Source organism: Pseudooceanicola nanhaiensis, assembly GCF_020171315.1.
Classification (GTDB): Bacteria; Pseudomonadota; Alphaproteobacteria; order Rhodobacterales; family Rhodobacteraceae; genus Pseudooceanicola; species Pseudooceanicola nanhaiensis_A.
In genome coordinates this window covers 196,913-222,456 of record NZ_JAIUZP010000008.1, presented here as the reverse complement: position 1 = coordinate 222,456, position 25,544 = coordinate 196,913, and the positions used below count along the sequence as shown (strand labels likewise).

General features: G+C 69.1%; 1 protein-coding gene. It reads left to right on the top strand.

Annotation, left to right across the window (positions count from 1 at the left end):
- Positions 1-354: 354 nt before the first annotated feature.
- Positions 355-25,491: a LamG-like jellyroll fold domain-containing protein gene (locus LCM32_RS15080; protein ID WP_224822001.1), complete on the top strand. Its 25,137-nt coding sequence runs from the start codon at positions 355-357 to the stop codon at positions 25,489-25,491.
- The last annotated feature ends 53 nt before the right edge of the window (positions 25,492-25,544 follow it).

Below are 25,544 nucleotides of genomic sequence, written 5' to 3'. Positions count from 1 at the left end.
GGGTCCTTTGCATTTGCGGCTCCGGGGCCATGACCAATTATACGCCTGCAACGAGAGGGCGCTATCTATGGCGATTCTCTCAATGATTCGCCTGACACGCGTCGTTGAAGACGCGCTTGGCACGGTTTCGCGATTTCAAACTCAGAAATCTGTCGATGCAAATTCCTGATTTCCAGACCGAAAATTCCCTTGCGTCACTTTTCGACGGAAGTCGGCCATGTTTGCAGTATCCGGACACCAATAAGTTGTTACGGTATACAGGCGCACCGCTCTCCTTTTGGGGGCATCAGGAAGGGTGTGCTTGATTTTCGAGGGCCTTGGCCCGCTGCCATATTCTTGACGGGGGAGAGTCGCATGGGCATCCAACCGAGCCGGGACAGCCTGTTCCCGGCATTGCTTTTCGATACGCTGGAACCCCGCCACCTGCTGTCTGCAGATGTGCTGACCTTCGACCTCGGGTCGACAGACCTCGCGGGCGCGAGCCAGCAGGTCCTGATCCGGATGCTGGACCAGAGCGACAGGATCGCCGCCCAGACGGAGGCGCTGCGCCTTGTCCAGATCGTCGAGACCGCGCCTGATGGCGAGACCATCCTCGCAGAGGCCGACCTGACCGATCTCGGCGCGCTGGAGATCACCGGCGGGGACGGGGACGAGACCCTGACCCTGAACACGGGCAGCTTCGCGGGCTATTCGGTGCCCCGGATCAGCTTCATCGGCGGCGCCGGGACCGACCGCCTCGTGCTGGACACCGGCGAGGATGCGGATTGGGACGCGGACGCCAGCGGCGCGGGCAGCGTCATCGCGGGCAATGTCACGCTCTCCTTCGGCGAGGTGGAGGAACTCGTCGGCTCGGCGGGGACGGAGGACACGTTCACCGTCGATCTGGAAAGCGGTGTCTCGCTCGTAGATGGCGGCGACGATGGCTATGACAGCCTGATCGTGACCGGCAACGTGGTGGATCAGCTGACCTTCGGTGCCACGGGTCCGCAGTCGGGCTATGTCATGGCGGGCGGCGTACGGCTCGACTATGCCGGGCTGGAACCGGTGACCATCGACACGATGACCGCGGAACTGCGGCTCGACCTGTCTCTCATCGGCTTCGATCCGGCGGGGCTGAACGTGACCTCGGCCGACAATATCGCGGTGCTGCGCGATGCGACGGCCTCGGGCTATTCCGTGCTGGAGGCGCTGAACGCCAGCTTCGAGAGCCCCACCTTCATCAACCCCACCGAGACGCTGATCATCGACCTGGGCGACGGTGATGACGAGCTGACCATCGAGGGTCTGGACAGCGCCTTTGACGGGGCGCTTGAAGTCATTGGGGGCAGCGGCACCGACATCATCCGCGTCGAAGGGGACCTGACCGCGCCGGGCGGCATTTCGCTTGACGCGGAAGGCGTGCTGATCGGCACGACATTGGGCGAGATCGCGCGCCCCTCCGGCTGGACGGCGGACAGCAGCTTTGCCGACGTGGCCGCCAGCGGCGGCACCGGCAGCGGCATGACGGCGGATCTCTACGTCGATGCGGAGGGCGTGGTTCATGTCTCGCTGACCGATGGCGGAACGGGCTATGCGGTGGGCGACAGCGTCAGCTTTGCCGTGGCCGGGCAGGGCGACGCGGTGACGGCGACCGTGGCCTCGGTGGGCGCGGACGTGACGCTTTCGACGCGGCGCGACGGGGCGGCCTCGGGAGAGATCACGCTCAAGGGCCTGACCGTGAAGGCCGGGCCGGGCAGCACGCTGGATGCGGCGCGCGGCACCGGGGCCGGATCGGAGGCGGGCAATGTCACCATCGCGGCGGAAGGCGTGCTTCAGAGCCTCGACGAGCTGCTGATCACCTTCGACCTGCCGCTGGATTACGCCTTTGCGCGGGCCGAGGTGGACCTGAGCGGCGCCAGCATCAGCGGTGCGGATGTGACCGTCACCGCCACCGCCAAGGATTTCGACCTGCTGGAGGGCCTGCCGAACTACATCGAGGGTTTCGTCGGCAATATCGGCACCCTGCTGGGCAGCCTCTCCGACACGCTGATCTCGGCCTTCGCGGGCATCAACGCCTCTGTTGCGATCCACGCAGGCGAGGCCTTCCTGACGCTCAACGACGCGGACATCGATGCCACCGGCACGGTCTCGCTCGACAGTTCGGCCACCAGCGACGCGACGGCCAAGGCGCTGTCCTCGCTGCGCGGCGCCATCGGCGGCAGCTTCCAGGCCGCGCTCGGCTATGCAAGGGCCGAGGGCAATGCCCAGACCCTGCTGATGGGCGCCACCGACATCGACGCCGTGGGTTCGGTCCAGGTGACCTCGCTGGCGACCACGACGGCGAACATGACCTCCACCGCGTCCAACGTGCTGGACGTGCTGCTGGACACCTCGAATTTCAGCGGGGATGGCACCTCCATCGCCGTGGCCATTGCCAATACCGACCTGACGGCGCGCACGCGCCTCGGTTCCGACGCCTCCATCGCCTCGACCGCGGGCAACGTGAACATCCTCGCCGACGGGGTGAACAACACCACCGCCGCCGCCAGCGTGACGCTGGCCGTGCAGGGCGTGGCGGGTGTGACGCTCGGCATGGGCTTCGACTTCTCGACCGTGGAAAACATCGTGGACGGCACCGTCTACGCGGCAGGCAGCGCCGAGGGCGCGGGCGGCGGCAGCGGCTCCAGCTCGTTCGACAGCCTCTCCGTGAACACGGCGGATTCGACCATTTCCATGCCGGGGCATGGGTTCCACGAGGGGCAGCGCGTCACCTACAGCCTTGGCTGGACGCCGCTCACCGATTTCGCCGCCGCGCCCGGCGGGCTGGAAGACGGGGCCGATTATTACGTCCGCGTGGTGGACGAGGACACGATCCAGCTGACGCTTGCCCCGGCGCTCGACGTGGACAACGCGAGTGTGAATGCCGGGTCGCAGCACAGTTTCATCACCGCCGACAGCCTCTATTTCGCGCTGGATGCCATCGACAGCGACGCGGATACGATCCGCTACGTCGACCATGGCCTCGCCGAGGAGGAGGTCGAGGTGACCGTGGTCTACGAGGCCAACGGCAATACGGCGATCACCGGCCTGACCGACGGCGCGACCTACCGGGTGTTGAACGCCGATGACGTGAGCTTCCAGCTGCAGGCACTGGGCGACAGCGGCGACACCGTGGTGGAGATCGCACAGGGTGCTGCCCTCGGCAGCCACAGCTTCATCGGATCCAACGGGGCCAGCTTCGACCTTGTGCTGGGGGCGATCAATGCGGATACCGACACCTTCGCGGTCAAGGATCACGGCTTTGCCGATGGCGAGACGGTCTATTACACCACCGGCGGGCTGAGCGAGAATGCCCTCGTCGGGCTGGATGAGAGCATCGGCTACGAGGTGCAGCTGATCGACGCCGATCACTTCCAGCTGCTCAAGCTTGACGTGTTGGGCGCGCCAACCGGCGAGCTGGCCGATTTCGACGCGGCACCGGGCGCGAACCTGCATGGCTTCGTCTACGAGGCCGATCGGGTGGTCTTTGACGCGGAAACCGCCGTGGACGGGGATCACGACACGTTCACCGTGGCGGGCCATGGCTATGTCACCGGCGACGTGGTGGTCTATTCGACCGATCACAGCGTCACCACCTTCGAACCGCTCACCCGCTATGACGCCGCCGGAAATCCGACCGAGGTGCTGATCGAGACGCCGGACAAGGCGGTTTCGGGCCTCGTGGACGGCGGCACCTACGGCATCGTGGTGGAGGATGCGAATACCTTCCGCCTCGTGGCAGAGCCGGAACTGGCCGAGGATGCGACGGCGATCACGATCGACAGCGCCGGTGCGGGCTTCGGACATACGCTGAGCGACAAGGCCCTCGACACCGGCATCAACATCTCCGCCAGCCTCGACGCCACCAACAAGGTCACCTCGGCGCCCTCCGTGGGCTCGCCCTTCAACCCCTTCAGCGCCACCGATGTGGGCACCTCCAGCGACGCGCAGCTGACGCTTCTGCTTGGCGGGTTCAACGCCTTCTCTCCCACGAAGGCGCAGGAGGTGGACAAGAAGCTGGAGAGCATGGGCAAGGACAAGTCCACGGTCAACGATGTCTCGGTCGCCGGGGCCGTGGCGGTGAACTACGCCGAACACAAGGTCAGCACCCTTGTCGGGCTGGACAGCGCCAACCTCGACAGCGACACCGACCTGACGGTGGCCTCGGCCATCACGCAGAGCCACACCATCGGCGCCACCGCCAGCCTGACCTCGCAGAAGAGCGAGGACGGCGGCGGGAATTCCACCGCGCTCGGCATCGCGGTCCTGATCATGGACAACGACGTGGAGACGGTGATCGGCGGCGGGGCCGCGCTGGATGCGGCGGGCCAGATCACCATCAGCAGCGACCTCAGCTATCCCTTCATCAAGGAACTGACTGACCTGATCGACCCGGAGCAGCTCTTCGGCGGCGGTCTGGCGGGGCTGTCGGGCTTCTTCAACGAGGCCTTCGGGCTGACCACGCTCTTCAACTCATGGTCCAAGGCCGTGGCGGGCGACAGCAAGGGCGGCAGCGATGCCACCTCCGTCAACGGCTCGGTCTCGGTCAATGTCTACCTCAATCAGGCGCTGACCACCGTGAAGGACGGCGCCCGGATCAACCAGGACGGCGCGGCCTCCGATCCGGGTGACGTGGAGATCACGGCCAGCACCACGGTCGAGATGCTGCACCAGACCGGCAACACGACCTTCTTCTCGCCCGAAGTGATGATCCGCAAGCTGGCCTTCCAGAAGAAGAGCGCGGCGGACACGTTCAACCGCAGCCTCTTTGCCTCTTTCGGCAAGAGCTCGGGCAAGGCGCTCGGCGGGGGCATCCTCGTCAACTACATGGACAACAAGACCAAGGCCATCGTCGAGGGCGGGGCCGCGGTGGCGGCGGGCGTTCTCGTGCTGAAGGCGCGCGAGGATGTCTTCGTGCTGGGGCTGGCCAATTCGGGCGGCGAGACCGGCAAGGAGGCGACGCTGAACTTCGCCGGCTCCGGCTATGGCAACGTGCATCTCTCCGAGGTCTGGGCAGGCTTTGCCACCAGCGAGGGCAAGGCGGTCACCATCACCGCGGATGAGCTGGATGTGGATGCGACCTCCGACATCCTGCACATCGGCATCGCGGGCTCCGTCACGCAGGGCGAGGGCGGCACCTCGATCGGCATCTCGGCGGCGCTGAACGTCATCGAACGCAGCACCGCGGCCTTCATCGGCCTCGCCCCCGACGCGGCAGAGGATGCGGTGGCTGCCAGCTCCACCATCACGGTGGACACGCTGGAGATCGACGCAGAGAACACCGGCTCTGTCTGGTCCTTCGCCATCGCGGGCGGGGTCACCACCGCGCCCAAACCCGACGCGGCGGGCACGGAACAGGATGCCACCGGCGGCGCCTCGCTGCCCGATGACTCGGCCGACAGCGTGAAATCCACCGATGCCAAGGGCGGCTTCGGCATCTCCGGCGCCTTCGGCTTCAGCTTCATCACCGACGAGACGCTGGCCTATATCCACGACGCGGGCACGGTCACCACCGGCACCGCGCGGATCAAGGCCGAGGACGACACCGCCCTGATCAGCGCCACGGGCGGCGCCTCTCTGAACCTGAACAAGACCGGCGGCAGTTCCACCGCCGTCGGCGGCACCTTCTCCCTGAACCAGAGCGCCGCCACCACGCTGGCCTATGTCGAGGAGGCCACGCTGCTGTCCACCGACACGGGCACGGGCATCGCGGGCAGCCCGGATATCGAGATTTTCGCCCTGCGGGACGGGCGGCTCTATGCCTTCTCCATCGCGCTGTCGGTCAACACCTCCTCCAACGGGCGGGCCTTCGCGGGCTCCATCGCCGTGAACCGGATCGTGGACGAAACCCGCGCCTACGCCCGCAACGCCACGCTGAGCGCGCTTGAAGGTGGCACCGACAAGGACGGCGACATCCTGATCCGGGCCGAGAATGGCTCGGAAATGCTGGTCATCGGCGGCGGGGCCAGCTTCTCCGGCCAGACGGGCTTTGGCGGGGCCGTGGCCTTCAACCAGATCTCGGGCACGACCGAGGCAGGCGTTTACGGCACCGACAGCCGCGCCTCCGTCACCTCCGACGGCACGCTCGACGTGCTGGCGCTGAACGACAACGCGATCCGGTCTGTCGCGGTCTCTGCCGGGGTCTCCACCGGGCAGGGGACGGCGGGCGCGGTGACCATCGCGGTCAACATTCTCTCCACCGATCCGGCGATCTTCCCCGATGCCGACGATCCCGAGGCCCACGCGGTTTCGGCCATCATCAGCAATGCGGATGTCACCAGCGGCGGCGCCGTGACGGTGCAGGCGCAGGACGATTCCGTCATCCAGTCCGTCGCCGGGGCCTTCGGCATCGGCACCGGGTCGCAGGCCTTCGGGGCGGCGCTCGGCTGGAACCAGGTGAACCAGACGATCCGGGCGCGGGTCGATGGCGGCTCCACCCTGACGCTGACCGGCGCGGACAGCGACCTGACCGTCGCCGCCGTGTCGAGCGAGGAGGATGCTCTCCTCGACGGCAAGATCTCCTCTGCCGCCGTGGGCGGTGCCATCGGCGGGGACCTCGCCGTGGGGGCGTCGCTGGCGATCAACGGCGTCCTCGTGGATGCCGAGGCCAGCATCGAGGGCGACACCACCACCGTCACCGCGGACGGCAGCGTGGCGGTCACCGCCACGGACAGCTCCACCATCCGGGCCCTGTCCGGCGGGGCGGGCATCGCCAAGGGCGCCACGGGCGTCGGGGCGGGCATCTCTGCCAACTTCATCGCCAACGACCTGACGGCCCAGATCGACAGCGCCACCGTCGCGGCGGGCGCGGGCGGGGCGGATGCGCAATCGGTGACCGTGCGCGCGGTCGAGGCGGCCCGGATCGAGGCGCTGACCATCGGTCTTGCGGGCTCCAAGGACCTCTCGGTCGCGGGCTCGCTCTCGGTCGGCGTGGTGAACAACACGGTCACGGCCAAGATCGACGGCGCGGCGGATGTCTCTGCCACGGGCGATATCTGGGTCTCGGCCGAGAACGAGACCGATGTCACCATCATTGCGGGCAATATCTCGGTCTCGGGCAAGGCGGCCTTCGGCGGCTCGATCTCCTCGCTGACCGTGGTGAACCGCACCCGCGCCTTCGTGGATGGCGCGGCCACGCTCTCCGCAGGCGAGGGCGATGTCTCCCTCGCGGGCGGCGAGGATGTCTTCGGCGACACCCGCCGCGGCGTGGTGATCCAGGCGGAATCCGACCAGCAGTTGATGAACATCGCGGTCGGCGGCTCGATCAGCACCGGTAGCTCCGGGTCGGGCTCGGCCACGGTGACCGTGGTCGATGACACTGCCGAGGCCTATGTCGAGGGCGTCGCAGAGGGCGCCGCGGGCCTGATCGAAAGCGGCGCGGACCTCTCCATCCTGACGCGCAGCGCGCTTGTCCTGACCGGCGTGGCCGGGGCGCTTGGGGCGGGCAAGGTGGGCGTGGGGCTTGGCGTCGACGTCGGCTCCGTCACCCGGCGGACCAAGGCGTGGATCGGGGCCAACGCGGCAACCTCCACCACCGGCAACACTTCTGTCGTGGCCCGCGGCTCCGAGAACGTGCTGGCGCTGTCGCTGGCCGTGGGCGGCGGGGCCACCACCGGCGTCGCGGGCACCGCGGGCGTGGGCGTCATGAACCTGACCACCACCGCCGTGATCGGCGAGGGGGCCGAGGTGACGGCGGGCAACAACGTGCTGGTCTCGGCCGATGACATCACCGACGGCGATCAGGTCTCCGGCTCTGTCGGGATCGGGCTCAGCACCGCAGGCGTGGGCGTCGCGGCGGGCTTCGGCGTGCTGAACAAGACCACCGAGGCGGTGATCTCTGCCGGTGCCAAGGTGAATGCCGAGGCCGCGGGCGCAGGCATCGAGGCGCTGACCGGCACCTTCGGGGAGCCGTCGCCGATCACCTTCGCCGCATCCGCCGTTTCGGGCGGGCAGATCACCACCGGGTCGGATCACGATCTGATCACCGGCGACCTCGTGCTTTACGAGGCTGATAGTGCCATGACCGGCCTCGAAAGCGGCACCGTCTACGCGGTTGTCCGCGTCGACGCGGACACGCTGCGTCTGGCTGATGCCGAAACCGGCGCGCTGCTCTCCCCGGTGGTGAACACCGGCTCGTCCAGCCACACGCTGCGCAAGATCGACGGTCAGGCCGAAGGGTCCTCGGCCGAGTTCGCCACCAGCGCCGTGGACATGGCCAGCGACGTGATCACCGCCGAGGCGGCCCATGGCTTCGAAACCGGGCAGGAGGTGGTCTACCTCGCGGAACCCACCCGCATCGGCGGGCTGGAGAACGGCGCGCGCTATTATGCGATCCGCGTCAGCGCGACCGAGTTCCAGCTGGCCGAAACCCGGCAGGACGCGCTCGACGGAACCGGCATCCTTGACCTGAGCGACCTTGGCGGCGCGGCGGATGACAGCCACAGCGTTCAGGCGCTCTCCAGCGGCGGGATGCCCCTGATCGACAACGACGATCTGGATGGCACCGGGCTTTTCGCGGGCGAAGGGCGTCAGCCCGAAACCGCGGTGGAAAAGGGCGTGATCGTCACCGCCGTCTCCGACACCGACATGGTGCTCGTGGGGGCCGGGGCGGCCTTCTCCTCGGGGGCAGGCGTGGCCGTGGCGGCGGCGCTTGGCGTACATGACGTCGATACAAGGGCCGAGATCGAGGCCGGGGCGCAGATCAACACCGAAACCACCGGCTCGGGCCAGCAGGACGTGATCGTCACCGCCGGGCGGGATTACTCGATGGTCGGCGTCAGCGCGGGGCTTGCGGGCTCCGGCGGCGGTTCGGTCACGCCGGCGGTTGCGGTGCCCGTCCTCATGGGCACCACCACGGCAAAGATCAGCGGCGGATCGGAGCTGACGGCCATCGGGGCGCGGGGCGACGTGCTGGTGCAGGCCCTGGCCGAGGGCCGGATGATCGGCGTGGGCGCAGGGATCGCGGGCAGCGGCGGCTTTGCCATCGCGGGGTCGGCCTCGGCGCTCGTCATCGACACCACGACGGAGGCGCTGATCACCGGCAACGTGGCCGTCGCCGCCGAGGGCAGCGTCCTCGTGCTGGCGCGTGACCTGACCGAGACCTATTCCGTGGGCGGGGCCGTGGGCATCGGCCTTGGCAGCGGCGGCGGTGCGGGGGCCTTCGGGATGACCTTCATCACCAAGACCACCAACGCCGAGATCTCGGGCGGGGCGGCCATCGAGGCGCAGGGCAGCAGCCCGGCCGCGCTGGAGGACATTCCCACCGGCGAAGAGGGCAGCGACGGGTATGCCCGCGGGTCGATCCGCGGTGTCGCGGTGCTGGCCGACAGCGCCGAGACGGTTCTGAACATCGCCGCCAGTGCGGCAGGCGGGCAGGCGGTCGGCGTGGCCGGTGCGGTCAACGTCAGCGTCATCGACAGCGACACCACGGCCAAGGTCGAGGATGCCGAGATCAACCAGATCCTCGCCGCGCCGCAGGGCGACGTGAACGTCTCGGCGATCAACGTGCTGGAAATGCTCTCGGTCGCGGGCTCCCTCGGCGTGGGGATCACGGCGGCGGGCATCGGGGCCTCGGTCGATGTGGGGATCATCCGCAACGACGTGAACGCCTCCATCGGCGGCACCTCCAAGGTGCGCGCGGGCACCACGGTGGACGTGAACGCCCTTGCGGACTGGGAAGTGAACAGCGTCACCATCGGCTTCGGCGCGGGCAACGTGGGCATCGGCGGCGGCGTGATCGTCTATTCCATCGGCGGCAATTTCGCCCCGGAGTACGAGAACGACGAGGGCACCGAGGGCTCGGCCCTCGACACCGGCGACCAGAGCATGTCCGATTACTTCGAGGAGGCGCTTTCGGGCCTCGTGGGCGAGGCAGTGGAGGCCGAGGCGGGCTCCGATCCCTTCGATCCGGCAGATGTGGCGGCGGTGGATGCTGCGGCGGATACGCTGACGCTGTCCGGCGATCTCGACCTCTCCACCGGCGACGTGGTAGTCTATGACGCGGGCAGCGGCACCGCGATGGACGGGCTGGTCAGCGGGCAGAGCTACTTCGTGATCGTGGACGACAGCGATCCCGACAGGGTGCAGCTGGCGCAAACCCATGCCGATGCCATGGCGGGGATTGCCATCGACTTCGGCCTTGCCGGGGCCACGGGCACGGAGCACCGGCTGCTGACCGGCAGCGCGGACATCGGCAATTCGGCCCGCACGCGCGCCGCTGCCGACGGGGCGACGGGCCTCGGCTCTGCGGCCATGACGGACAGCGATCCGGCGGCGATCACCGCGGGCACCAAGGCCACGATCAAGGACAGCGCCATCGTCACCGCCCGCAACGTCGACCTCGACGCGCGGCAGGGGCTGACGCAGGAGGCCAACGCCGGCGGTGCAGGCGTGGGGGCCGCGGGCTTCGGCGTGGGGCTTGGCATTCTCAACGTGGATGCGGATGTGGCGGCCTATGCGGCGCCGGCCGTGCAACTGGTGGGCACCGGCAACGGCACGCTCAGCCTCGACGCCGCCTATGGCGGATCGGTCAAGGTGACCGCGGCGGCGGGGGCCCTTTCGGGCTTCGTCTCGGTGGCGGGCGGCGTGGCCGTGGTGAACGACGACACGCGGGTGATGGCGCTTCTGGGGGCCAGCCCGGACAGCGCGGGCACCGGCATCGACAGCTCCGGCGGCGGGTCCGGGGACGTGGCCTCGGGCTTTGCCACGATCAGCGTCACCGCGGATGCGGATGTGGATTATGGCCTGCTGCTGGTCTCGGTCGCGGTGTCGGGCCTCGCGGCCGTGCCGGGCGCGGTGGCGGTGGCCGATCTGGACGTGGGCACCATCGCGGCCATCGGGGACAATGCCGGCGTCGGCGCCTCGGGCGATGTCACGCTGACCTCGCTGCGCGACGTGACGGTCGAGCCGCGCGGCAACCGCGATGCGGCGATGGCCTTCTCCCTCGGGATCGGTGCCTTCGGCGGCGCGGCGGGCTTCGGCTTCGTCACGATCTCGGGCGATGCCGAGGCGATCGTGGGCGAAGATGCCGTGGTCACGGCGGGCGGCGATGTCACCGTCGAGGCCGAGAGCATCGCCGACGTGGTGGTCAACCTCGACGGCGCGGCCTTCGGGCTGGCGGCGGTGGGCCTGATGTTCGGCAAGACCGACCTGACCGGCAAGGCGCGGACCCGCATCGGGCAGGGCGCCCAGGTCACCGGCAACGGCATCGCTGTCCTCGCCTCCAACGACGTCACGACCGAGATCAGCGCCTCGCCCTCGGCGGGCGGCGTGATCGCGGGCACGGGGGTCAGCATCCTGGGCTTCGTGGAGACCGGGGCCGAGGTTCTGGTGGAGGACGGCGCCATCCTGACCGCCACCGGCACTGACGGCACGCAGGCGGCGCTGCTGCTGCAGGCCGTGAGCACCGTCGACACCACCGTGGACGCGGGCGATACCAACATCACCGTGGGCATCATCGCCATCGGGGTGAACAGCCCGACCTTCGAGATCGAGAATACCGCCGAGGTGATCCTCGGCGAGGAAGAGGGCGATGCCTCGGCCCTCGGCGCGGAGCTGAACGCCGCGAGCGGCAGTGTCGATATCCTCGCCAAGGCCGATACCACGGCGGAGTCGAGTTCCGAGGGGCAGGGCGCGGGCGTGGTCGATATCTCGCTGGGCTATTCCGGCGGGACGGCGACGGATACGGCGCGCATTCTCTTCGGGCGCAACAGCGCCGTGACCGCGGCGGGCGACGTGCTGGCCGATGCGCAGGTGACCTCCGATACCATTGTCGACACCGAGACCAAGGGCACCGCCGTGGGCGCCGCCGCGCAGGCCACCGCGGATTTGACGGTGACCGACACCGCCCTGACCGCGCTGGAACAGGGCGTCGAGATCAGCGGCGACACCGTGTCGATCAAGGCGCGCAGCCTTGAGCTGGAGGCCGACGCCGAGACCTATGGCGACACCGATGCGGTGATCTCGGGCACGCTGTCGGATGCCAAGGTGAACGCCACGCTGAACGTGGATGTCACCGTCGCCGCCGGCACCCTCCTGATGGGCGAAAGCGCGGTGAACCTGCAGGCCCGGCAGGAGGACGTGGACGTCGGTTCCAAAGCCGAGGTGAACACCGACGGCTTCCTGCAGGTGGCCACCGACGCCATCAGCACCACGACCTTCACCGGCACCACCGATGTGACCACCGCCTCGGGGGGTGAGATCCGCACCCGCGACCTGCTGGTGCAGAGCTATGCCGATACCAGCGACAGCCTGACGACCCGGGCGCACACCAGCGGGGACGTCCTGCTCGACTTCGCCAACGAGTCCGAGTCGAAGACCATCGGCTACGACCGCCAGATCGACTTCAATTCCACCGTGACCATGCTGGGCCCGATCAGCCCCGAGCTGTTCATCGCCGCCGATGGCACCAAGACCATCTTCGGCGACATCGACGCGACGCTGTCGGGCGGGGTCTGGACCGTGGACGACGTGATCAACGACGGCACGCTGGCCGGGTCGATCACCTTCGACATCGTGGCCAGCAGCCATGACAGCGGCAGCAACGGCAGCGCCGTACTCAAGGGCACGCCCGAGTTCATCTTCCAGACCACCTTCGACCGGGTCACGGTTGTGAACGAGACGGCCCATGACCTGCGGCTGTCCGAGATCGACACCTGGAACGAGCTGAGCAACTTCAACGCCAATATCTCGATCACCGCGGGCGACCGGTCGGGCTTCAGCTATTCCACCGCGGCCGAACAGGGCGCGACCGATATCGTCATCACCTCGACGCTCGGCGACGTGCGGATCTCCGACGATATCTTCACCCCGCTCGGCAGCGCCACGATCACGGCCACGGCCGGAGCGATCGTTCAGGAAACGGCGGGCGCTACGCTCACCGCGCCGGATGTGACCCTCACCGCCGGCACCGCCATCGGCAGCCCGACGCTGCCGCTGTCGCTCGCGGCAGAGCGCCTCTCCGCAAGCGCCGGCACCAACATGTATCTCTCCGAACTGGACGGGATCGAGATCGGCCTGCTGGAGGCGCGCTCCGGCGATGTGCTGCTGCGCGCGGGCGGCACGATCAGCGACGGCGACGGCGCGGGCCTCGACATCGCGGGCCTGCATGTGGACCTGACTTCGACCGGCGGCAGCATTGGCGCCGCCGATGATCCGCTGGAGATCGAGACCGGCACCGCCACCCTCGACGCCGAGGCGCAGGGCGATATCGTGATCACCGACCTCGACGATGGTCTGGGGCTGGGAACGATCCTCTCCTACGAAGGCGATATCGTCATCATCGCCGCCGATAACACTTCGGGCGCCGATCAGCTCGACGATCTGGTGCTGGGGGCCGGGGCCTCTGTCCGCGCCCTTGTGGGGGATGTGAGCCTGACGGCAGGCGATGATTTCCACATGGACCCAACCGCGCTTGTGCAGGGGGATACCGTCACGCTGAGCTTCGGCCTCGCCATCGCGGATTCCGGCCTGTCCTACGAGGGCGCCTTCTATGGCACGCTTACCGGGACGCTGGTCCAGATCCGGGGCGGCACGGGCAGCGAGGCCATCGCCCTGCGCGGCGCGACCTCGGCCACGGAAATCCTGACCGGCGGCGGCACCGACAGCGTCTTCATCGGCTCCCTCGCCACGCCCTCGGGCGCCACGGGCGGCACCCTGCGCGGGGTGCTGGCCACGATCGCCATCCGGGACGAGGACGGGGATGACAGCGTTCTCCTCGACGCCACGGGCGAGACCGGCGCACTTGCCGGCAGCGCCGGGCTCTCGGGGGCGACCACCGGCGTGATCAGCGGCTTCCGCATGGCCGGACAGGTGACCCACGAGGGCATCGGCAGCATCGAAACGGCGCTTGGCAGCGGCAATGACTCGGTCACCGTGACCGGCACGCCCGCAGGCACCGAGACCCGCTTCGACCTTGGTGCGGGCGACAATAGCGTGACCGTCGGCTCCGGCGGATCGGTCGATGCGCTCTCGGGCCGGCTGCGGCTCTATGGCGACGCGGGCACCGACAGCCTGCTGGTGGACGACAGCGCCGATGGCGCGACCGAGGCCGCGCTGGACCTCTTCGGCGGGGTTGTAGGGCTGTCCGGCCTCGGCATGGGCGCCGCCGACGGCGAGACGCCCGATGCCACCGTCGGGCTGCGCTACAACGCGATCGAGGAGATCGAGATCCGCACAGGCGGGGGCGACGACCGCTTCACCGTTGCCGGCCTCGACGGGACGACGACCATCGACCTCGGCGCCGGGGCGGACCTGCTGACCTTCGGGGGCAGCATGACCGACATCACCGCCCCGCTGGAGCTGATCGGCGGTGCGGGCGAGGATTCCATCGTGATCGCGCCCGACAGCGCGACCTCGCTCACCATGGCCGAGGATGACGGCGTCGGCGTGCTCTTCGGCGATCCGGCCGAAACCCGCTTCGAGGCCTTCGAGGCGATCGAGATCGACCTGTCGAATTCCGACGACAGCGTGACGATCCTCGGCACGCCGACGGCGGTGACCATGCAGATGAACGGCGGCAACGACCGTGTCCTGCTGATGGGCGCCGATGCGCCGGTCTCGGTCGACCTCGGCACCGGGATCGACACGATGACGGTCACCGGCAGCGCCGCTGCGGTTTCTGTCCGCGGCACCCAGACCGACGGGGCGACGGACAGCCTCATCCTCGACCTGTCGGCGCAGACCGCCCAGATCACCGGCAGCCTGACCGGCGGCGGGATCGACCCGGCCGATACCGCGGCGGGGGCGCAGGGCGCGGGCACCGGGACGATCTCGGTCACCGACACGGCCTTCCTGACCCAGGGCGATATCTTCTTTGCCGGGATCGAGGCGGCCGAGGTCCTGCTGGGCAGCCACAACGACAGCTTCACCGTGGACAGCCGCGCGGACGTGGGCGGCAGCCTCGTGCAGGCCTTCGATGCGACGCGGGTCACGCTGGACGGCGGCGCGGGCGACGACAGCTTCGTGCTGCGCGCGATCTCGGCGGTGGAAAGCACCCAGATCATCGGCGGGGACGAGGAAGACACCGCCCTGATCGAGATCACCGGCTTCCCGGGCGATACGGATTTCACCCAGCTGGCGCTGGATGTGGAGACGCTGCTGGTGGACAATTCCGCCTATACGGCGGGCGGCGTGGCCTGGACCCAGACCGACGGCGAGATGATCTCGGTCCGCGACGTGACCCTCCCGGCAAGCGCGGACGTGGATATCATCGCCTCCGGCGGGGCGGATCTGGTGCGCATTCTGGGCGGCACCGGCGCGGATACGCTGCTGATCCGGACCGAGGGGGCAGCCCCGATCACCGGCATGATCGACGGCAACCGGGTCGAGCTGCGCTCGGGCCTCGGGGTGGCGACCTTCGACCAGTTCAGCCAGTTCGACAACTATGACACGGTGATCGACTTCTCGGCACTGCCGGCCTCGACCAACGGCTATTACAGCGAGGACGGGTTCTACGTCTATTCGGTCCTCGACAGCGTGTCGGCGGCCGCGGCGCGGATGACGACGCCGGGAGTGATGACCGCGACCACAACCGGCAGCCGCGCGGTCACCACCGCCGACGGGCAGAAACTGGTGCTGCGCAGCGCTGGCGCCTCCGCGACGGATATCGGCGATGCCTTCGCGCTCTACGATCTCGACGTGACGGGCGGGACGGGCGTCACCCTGACGGCGCTCTTCGTCAACGGGACCGAGGAGACCTATACCAGCCTGTCGCAGATCGGCGCCGGTCTGACCGGGCTCCAGACGCTGGTGATCGACACCGGCGGCGGCAGCATCGACAATATCGAGGTCGAGCAGATCGAGGGGCTGAGCGGTACCGGGCTGGCCGATGGCGGCAGCGTGACCACCATGTCGATCCACAGCGACACGGCGCGCACGGTGACCATCAACAGCACCAATGGGACCGTCAGCTGGGGCGGCGTCACGGTGACGAACAACCTGCTGACCTTCGGCGCCGTGACGAACAACGTGCGCCAAATCTCGATCAACGGCGATCTCTCGATCACCGGGCAGGTGACGCTGAAGTTCGTGGGCACCTACGGCGTCTCCCTCAACGTCTCCAACGACGTGAGCATCGGCGCCAATGTCGTCATGACGGCCTCGGCCGATGGCCAGACGGCCGGTGCGGGCGGTGGCACCTACGGGGCCGGCGGCACGGGCGGCACGAGCGGCGGCTCTGGCGGCAGCGAGGGCTCCGGCGGTGGCGGCGGGGATGGCGGTGCCGGCGGCGCGTCCACGTTCACCACCAACCACGGCGGGGAGAATGGCGAAAGCGGCAGCAGTGGCTCCAGCGGGACCTCGGGCACGAGCGGCGGCGTCGGGACCAGCGGCACCGCAGGCGGCGACGGGATCAACGGCGGCGAAGGCGGCACCGGCGGCACGCGCGGCTACACGGCCAGTACGGCCGGGTCTGGCGGCACCCGCGGCGGCGGTGGCAGCAGTGGCGAGGGCTCGGACGGCAAGACCTTCGATGCCTCCAATGCCGAGGCCGGTGGGGCCGGGGAGGCCGGCGAGCGCGGCGATAACGGGACCAATGGTGATTTCGGCGACAGCGGCACCGGCGGCAGCAACACGGTGACGGGCAACGGCCTGTCCGGTGGCGGCGCGGGCGGCGGCGGCGGCGGCGGTCAGCGCGGCGGTGGCGGCGGTGGCGGCGGCGGTGGCGGCGGCGGTGGCGGCGGCGGCGGCGGCGGGGCCGGTTGGTTCGACAGCGGCGGCAGTGGCGGCGGTGGCGAAGGCGGCGGCAGCGGCGGTGAAGGCGGCAACGGGGGGACTGGCGGCACCGGGACCGCAGGCGGCGCCGGGGGCGGGGCCTTCCAGGTGGTCGCGGCCGGGCGCCTGACGCTTTACGGCGGGGCCTTCAGCGCGGCCGGGGGCAACGCGGTCACCACGGGCAACGCGGGCGCCGAGGGCGCCACCGGGGGCGAAGGCTTCAACCCCGACGGCGAGGAAGCCAACGATCCGACCACGAGCGGCGGCGGCGGCAATGGCGGTGAAGGCGGCGACGGCGGCACCGGGGGCGACGGCGGCACCGGGGGTGACGGCGGGGCCGGCGGCATCGGCGGCGGCGGCGCGGGCGGTACGGTCCGCCTTGCGGCCACGGTGATCGTGGGCGAGAGCAACAACGCGGTGGTGAATGCCGCGGGCGGCACCGGCGGCACGGCGGGTGGCACCGGGCGCTTCGTCCTCTCCAGTCATGACATCGCCTTCAACGGCACGGCGCCCGACGCGGGCGACAGCGGCGCGATCGACGACGTGACGGCCAGCGTCGAGACCTACGCCGGGGCCGTGGCCACGAACGACGTCTACACCACCACCGTCTCGACCCCGCTGATCGCGGGCATCGACGGCGGCGCGGATGTCTATGGCATCATGGAGGGGCTGACCGCGGCGGACGTGATGCAGGCGCTTGCCGATCAGAGCGGCACGACCTTCACGCTTGCCAACAACACGCTGGCGGCGATGATCCGGCTTGACCGGATGCCCAACAGCGACGGCGGCGCCGATGGCGAGGACGATTACGACGGCTACGATGCGGTGCTGCTGGTCAACCTCAGCTCCGTCTCGCTGGCGATGCCGGCGCTCAGCCTCTCGGTCACCGGGACGGCGGGCAACAACTACGACGCGCTGTCCACCGGGACGGGCGACGCGGCCATCGCGACGCTGGGGGCCGGGCAGGTCTGGGCGACGCTGGTCTCGGAATCGGTGTCGACCCTCGCGGTGAACCTCGCCTTCTTCGGCGATGCGGATGAGGCGGACATCGAGGCGCGCACCGGCGAAGTGCTGCACAATGCGATCCTTGCGGCGGACAACGACGTGCTGGAACTGGGCGTGCGGCTGCCGGGGCAGACCGTGACGCCGGTGCAGGTGCCGGGGATTGCGGAACTGGCGGCAAATACCGATGCGACAGTGCTTTACGGCGCGGACCTCGTGCAGGACGCGATCGTTGTCATGAACGCCGATGGCTCGCAGCGGCAGATTCTGAAGGACGGGTTCGACACCAGCTCGCTCGGCGGTCTGAAGGACATCGCCACGGCGCGCATCAATGGCAACGATTACCTCTATGCGCTCGCAGAGGGCAGCGGCGGTGCCCTGGACGTGGTGACCTTCCGCACGCAGGACGGGGGAGATCTGGTCGAAGTCGCTGCGAAGAGCGCGCTCAACGCGATCTCCTTCGATGCCGAGGGCCTCGTGGTGATGCCGGATGGCAATGGCGTGCTGGTCTACGGCAGCGGCGGCATGGCCGTGCTGAACCTCAGCGGCACCGGGGCGGTCGGGATGGAACTGGCCTCCACGACCTCCGGCGCCAGCGATGTGGCCTTCAGCGCGGATGGCAGCCTGCTCTTCGTGGCCGATGACGGTGCGGTGTCGGTCTTCGATACGGCCAGCCTCGCGCTGCTCCACAGCCTTGCCCTGCCGGAGCTGTCCGGTGCCACGGACATCGCCACCGACGGGGTCGGGGCGCTCTATGTCACCTCCTCGACGCAGAACCGCCTGTTGTCGCTGACCTATGACGCCGCCACGGGGCTAACCCTTGTGGACGTGCTGGAGAGCGGCGCGGACGGGGTGAAGGGCATGACCGCCCCGAGCGATGTGAAGACCTCTCCGAGCGGGGATTTCGTCTTCGTCACCGGGGCCGACAGCGATGCCATCGCGGTCTTCCAGGCCCTGCAGGAGAACGGCGAACGGACCGGCGAGCTGCTCTTCGTGCAGGTGCTGCGCAACCTGACCGGCGGCAACGAGGGGCTGGACGCCCCGAGCGAGCTGATCATCACCACCCTGCCGGACGGGGTGACCCCGGTGGCCTATCTCGGCAGCCTCGGCGACGGGACGGAGGCGGGCGGCATCGCGCGCTACGTGATCGAGGACACCTATGTCGAGCCGCTGGTGCAGGTGACCGAATTCGAGAGCATGGTGGCGCTCGGGCTGGAAACCGCCTCGGGCGATGACCTGATCACGCTGGTGAACCGGCCCGGGGACGAGGTGGCGCAGGTCTCCATCGACACCGGCGCGGGGGCGGATGTGGTCACGCTGTTGGACCTCGTGGCGAAGGATACGACGGACACGACGGCGGGCAGCTTCACCACCGGGGGCACCAAGGTGCGGACCGGCGCGGGCGAGGATACGGTGGAACTGCGCGCGACGCGCAGCGATGGCGAGTTGACCGTGGACACGGGCGGCAATGCCGACCGGATCATCGTGACCCAGACCGGCAGCGGCCAGCGGCTGCAGCTGGACGGCGGCGCGGGCCGCGACGTGGCCGAGGTTCAGGCCAGTGCCGTCGATCCGCTGATCGAGGCGCTAGACCTTCAAGGCGACGCGCCCACGACGCTGCCGGGCGACGTGATCCGCATTGCGCCGGGAACGACGGTCTTTGACCAGCAGGGCACGGCCGCCTCGGGCAGCTTCCAGTCCGACGGGGCCGGGCGCTTCACCTATGGCACCTTCGAGGAGCGGCTGACCTTCGCCCCGCCAGAGATCGCCTTTGTCGGCGCCACGACGACCCGCGAAGGGCAGGGCGTGACGCTGACGCTCGAGATCACCCCCAACGGCAGCGGCCTCATCGGCGCGCCGGTCTTCGACATCGACGGCGACGGGCTCTTCGAGGATGCGGTGGCGAGCTATGTCTCGACCAGCGGCGCCGTGGAAACCTGGCAGCTGGTGCTGTCCGACTGGGCGGCGTTGCAGAGCCTCGGGATCACCGATGACGGGCTCTACCCGATCGCGGTGCGGGCCGAGAATGACGAGGGCGAGAGCATCGCCTCCATGGAACTGACGGTGCAGAACACGGCACCTGTCGTGACCGTCTCCCCGGGGTCCGGCGTGGCCGATCTGGGGCAACCCTACACGATCACCTTCGACGCCTACGATCCCGGTGACGACCGGATCGTGGAATGGACGGTGAACTGGGGCGATGGCACGCTCGAAACCTTCGGGGCGGGCACCGAAACGGCAAGCCACACCTATGTCAACGTGGTCTCCTCCAGAACGATCACCGTCACTGGCGTGGACGAGGATTCCGCCGTCGGCATCGACACGGCGAGCGTATCGCTTCAGGCAACCGCGGCCACGCTGGCCTTTGACGATGCGGCGCCGGTCATCGCGGAGGGCGATGACCTCGAACTGGCGCTGACCTCCGACGTGGCGATCGACCTGTCGAGCGTGGCAGTCTACCTCGACACCAACGACGACGGGACATACGACACCCAGATCGGGATCGCCGCGCCGATCAGCTGGAGCGCGCTTCAGGCCCTCGGCATCACCGACGACGGTTCCTACGGCGTGCTGGCGGTCGGGCCTGTGCTGAACGGCGCGACGATCACGGCCACGGCCCAGCTGACGGTGACGAACACCGCGCCCGAGGCCACCATCGGAGTCAGCGCCGTCACCGGGGCCACCATCGAGGAGGGCGAGACCGCCCGCGTCGACGTGCTTTCGGTCTTCGATCCCGCGTGGTCGGACCTCAACCCCTCGACGCTGGAGGGGCTGCTCTTCTCCTACGACCTGAACGACGACGGCGACTTCCTCGATGCGGGCGAGGTGGAGAACACCACCGCGACCTCGATCGTCATCCCGGCGTCCTATCACACCGACGATGGCGTGCTGAGCCTGCGGGTGCTCGTCTCCGATGGCGAGGACACCACCGAGGTGGTGACCAGCTACGAGGTGCTGAACGCCCCGCCGGTCCTCAGCGTGACGCCCGCGGTCCAGACCGTCGACGAAGGCAGTGCCGCGACGCTCTCGCTCTCGGCCAGCGACGCCGGGGACGACGTGGTGGACTACTGGCTGGTCGACTGGGGCGATGGCACCGCGCCCGAACGCGTGGACGGGGCCGCCCCGACCGTCAGCCGGGCCTTTGCCGACAATGGCACCTTCGACGTCACGGCGACCGCGGTCGACGAGGACGGCGCATGGATCGCCGCGCCGGTGGAGATCACGGTGCAGAACGTGGCCCCCGAGGTCACCAGCCTCTCGCTGCCGACGGCTGCGGAAGGGGCCGCCGCGACGCTGAGTGTCGCCATCACCGATCCCGGGGTCGAGGACAGCGTCACCGTGCTGGTTGACTGGGGCGATGGCACCTCGGACAGCCTGCTGCTGGCGGCGGGCGAAAGCCTGCTGACCTTCGAACACGTCTATGACGAGGATGGCAGCTATACCGTGCGGGTGACCCCGACGGATGACGACGGCGGCACCGGGGCGGAGGCCACGATCGAGGCCCTGATCACCAACGTCGCGCCCACGATCACCGTGCTGGCCACCGATCAGGCGCGCATCGACGAGGGCGAGGCCGTCACCCTGACCGGCATCCTGACCGATCCGGGCGTCACGGACACCCACGAGGTGCTGATCGACTGGGGCGATGGCTCCACCCCAGAGGTGGTCACCGTCGATGCCGCCAGCCGCACCTTCGTGGCGACCCATGTCTACGACGACAACGACGGGCCGGGCTCCGTCGCCCTGAGCGACAGCCTTGGCCGCTACACGATCAGCGCGGTGGCGACCGATGACGAGGGCGACAGCTCTGCCATGGTGACGACAAGTGTCGAGGTCGAGAACGTGGCGCCGGGCTTCCTGCCGATCCGCGTGCAGACCGGCACCGACAGCGGCGGCGCGCCGATCTACGACTACGTGCCCGTGTTGCTGAGCGCGACCGAGATCACGGAGGACGGCACCGTCGAGATCACCGGCACGGTGACGGATGCCAGCCTCGGCGACACTCACCTGCTGCATATCGACTGGGGCGATGGCTCGGGCACCACGACGCTGGCGATCCTGCCGGGGCAGCGTGAGTTTTCGGCCGTGCACCGCTATCTCGACGATGACCACCTCTCCGACACCACAAGCGTGGACGGGCCGGTGGGCGTCTTCACCATCTCGCTGGCGCTGGAGGATGACGACCTCGGCACCGCGAGCGCGGAGGTCGAGGTGACGGTGACCAATGCCGCGCCGGTCTTTACCGCGGTCTCCAACAACGCAGAGGTGCCGGGCAACGTGCTGCCGGGCGAAACCGTGACCGTGCTGGCCGATTTCAGCGACGCGGGCACGCTCGACGCGCACCGGGTCACGATCGACTGGGGCGATGGCACGGTCGAGACGCTCTCCATCGGGGTTGCCGGCCTGCGCAGCTTCAGCTTCGACCACGATTATGCCGATCCGAACATCTATGACGTGATCCTCACGCTCGAGGATGACGACGGCGGCGTGGCCACGGCGGTGACGCAGGTCTTCCTGTCGGGGATCTTCGTCGATGACGATGGCACCCTGGGCGTTATCGGCACCAACGAGGACGAGGTCTTCAAGCTGCGCGAACTCGACCCCTCAGAACTGGCGCCGGAACTGGTCTACCTGCTGCAACAGGCAGAGGGCGAGGTCTGTGGCTGTGGCCGGTCGTCGGGTGGCGGGTCGCACAGCCCGGGCCGCGAGGACGAGGGCGATCTGAAGGGCCCGCACAGCGACAGCCTGAGCTTTACGGCAGGCGATCCGACCGGGCTGGAGGCGCTGACCTTCAGCTTCGACATCCGGACCGCCGCACAAGGGCGCGAAACTTTCGAGGGTCCGGGCGAACGCGGGGCGGACAGCCTCACGGTGGAACTCGTCATGGCCGATGGCAGCGTGATCACCCTCGACACCTTCGAGGTGAACGCGGCCGATCAGCTCTTTGTCGGCACCAGCGGGCAGAGCTTCGGCGCGGAGGGCGCAACGCTCGGCTACGATCTCGACGCGCTCGGCCTGACGGGGCCCTTCGAGCTGCGCATCGTGAGCGATTTCACCTCGGGTGCCGAACGGGTCGAGGTCACGGGCGCGACCGTCAGCGGCCTGCGTCCGGCCCTTGTCGAGGCACCGCTCGATCCCGCCATCGTCACCGGCCCGCAGGAGGGCTTCGACGACCTCGGCGGCGCGTTGGAACTGACCAGCCGGGCCGAGGACGCCGGTCCCGTGGTGCTGGATTTTGCCGGGCTGCAGAACGCGGTCCTGTCGCTCAGCCTCTTTGCCGACGACGGCGGCAGCCGCCATGGCTTCGACGGCGGGCGCCACCCGGACAGCCTCATGCTCTACCTCACCGTCAATGGCGGGGCCGAGGTTCTGCTCGACAGTTTCCTTTACGACGACGGGCTGGATGCCTTCGTCAGCGAGATGAGCGGTCAGAGCTTCGATGCCACGGGAGCCAGCTTCGACTATGCCCTGCCGGTGGGGGCAAGTACCGCCAGCCTGCGGCTGGAGGCAGAGATCGGCGGCCGCGATGCGGTGATCGGTCTGGACGCGGTCGGCGTGAGCGGTCAGCAGGCCCAGACGGTCTGGGCCCTGACCACCGATCCGGCGCTGCCCGAGTCCCCCAGTTTCAGCGCGCTGAAACTGCCGGGCGGGACCGACAGCCTCGATTACTTCCTCGCCTCCGACATCACCCGCGTCTGGATGATGGGCGTTGGCGGTGACGACCGGATCGTCGTCGACGGCACGATCACCCTGCCGACCGAGCTGGAAGGCAACGACGGCAACGACCTGCTTGTCGCGGGCAGCGGTCTGGCCACGATCACCGGCGGTGCGGGTGACGATACGATCATCGGCTCGCCGCAGGACGACGTGCTGTCGGGCGATGACGGCGACGACTGGCTGTCCGGCCTCGGCGGGGCCAATGTGATCGAGGGGGGCAGCGGCGAGGACCGTCTGGGCCTGCCCACGGTCGCGCCCACGGCCTACTGGGACTTCAACGAAACCTCGGGCGACATCGTCACCGACCGGATCGGCGGCCTGACGGGTCAGGTCACGGGCACGCATCACGCGGATCTCGACGATACGGGGCCGGTGGCGGAGGCGGGCTTCGATCCGCAGACCGGCATCGACTTCCACCGCAACGAGGCGCTCGTCTTCGACCACACCGCGGCGATGGCGCTGGACGAGGGCACGCTGCAGGTCTGGGTGCGCCCGGAAACCAGCGCCCGGGACGAGACACTGCTGATGAAATCCGACGGCAGCAACCTCTTCTCGCTGGTCCATGACAAGGGCGATCTGACCCTCACCATGGTGACCGCCGCGGGCGAGGTGACGCTTGAGGCCTGCGATGTGCTGGCCAGCAAGGCCTGGGCCCATGTGGCGGTGAGCTGGGGCGCGGAGGGCCTGCAGCTCTACGTCGATGGCGTTCTGGTGGCCTCCGACGCCGGCTACACCGCCGGTCTGGCGGAGAACACCGGCGCGCTGATGCTGGGCGGCGTTGTCAGCGAGACCGGTCATCATGGCACGACGCAGGTGCGCGACGGCTTTGACGGAAAGATGGACGAACTGGCGATCCACGGCACCCAGTTCGGGGCCGAGGCGCTGTCTCTCTTCATCGAGGACAGCCCGATGGCCCGCTTCTTCGAGGTCTGCGGTCGCATCCTGCCGGCGGCAGGTGTCGCGGGCGCGCCGGTCGACTATGCCTATGACACGGCGGGCGACGCCCTGATCCTGACCCCGCTGGCGGGCGGCAGTGCGCAGAGCGTGAGCGGCATCGAGCGGATCGACTATGGCGACGGCACCGTGGGCCTTGTCGTAGGCTCCGGCTCCGAGCTGCCCACGAGCCTTGCGCCCGGCGATCTTGCGCTGCTTACCGGCGGGGCCCCGGCCGTGCTGGTTGGCGGCGCCGCCGAGACGCTGACCCTGCTGGGCGAATGGGATGCGCTGATGCCCGAGGACGGGCTGCGGCTCTATGCCCATGGCGGCGAGGTGATCGCCGTGGCGGGCCCGCTTCAGGTCGCGATCGAGACCGAGGTGGTCCAGCCCGTGCTGCAGCTGACCTTCGACGAGACCTCGGGCAGCGTGCTGCACGATGTGGCGGGCGTGCCGCAGGACGGCACCTGGGTCAGCGACGACGGCTGCGGTGCGGCGACTGTCGAGAGCGGCCCGGGCGCAACGCCCGACAGCGGCACCTCGCTGCGGTTCGAGGATCGCGACGACACCGCTGTGCTGGTCGGTCAGGACGCGGCCTTCATGACCGCCGAGGGTACGCTGCAGCTCTGGGTCAATCCCGCGGACCGGCGCGCCGATGGCGGCCTCGTCTCGGTCTTCGGCCCGGATGGCACCGGCATGACGCTCTCGCTCGAGGATGGCGTGCTGCGGCTGGCCTTCGACGACGGCACCGCCGAGGTGACGCTGGATGGCCCGGCACTGACCCGCGACAGCTGGGCCCATGTGGCGCTCAGCTGGGGGGCTGGCGGGCTCAACCTCTATGTCGACGGGGCGCTTGTTGCCAGCGACGGCCACACCGGCGGGCTGACCGGCATGACCAGTGCCATCGCCATCGGGGCCGCCTGGGAACAGTCGCGCGGGCATGGTCGTGGGTCCGGGCATGGGCACGGCTCCGGCGACCCGTCGCTCGGCGATCACTTCGACGGTCTGCTGGACGAGGTCGCCTGGTACGACCGCAGCCTCAGCGCCGCCGAGGTGCAGCGCCTGATGCTAGAAGGCCCCGTCACCTTGCCCCTGATCGCAGCGGAGTGACGGCTTGACGGCACGGACCGGCACGACACACGACAGGGCGCGCGGCCTCCCCG

Coding starts and splice junctions, on each gene's coding strand:
- LCM32_RS15080 (WP_224822001.1), top strand. CDS start 355: ATGGGCATCCAACCGAGCCGGGACAGCCTGTTCCCGGCATTGCTTTTC.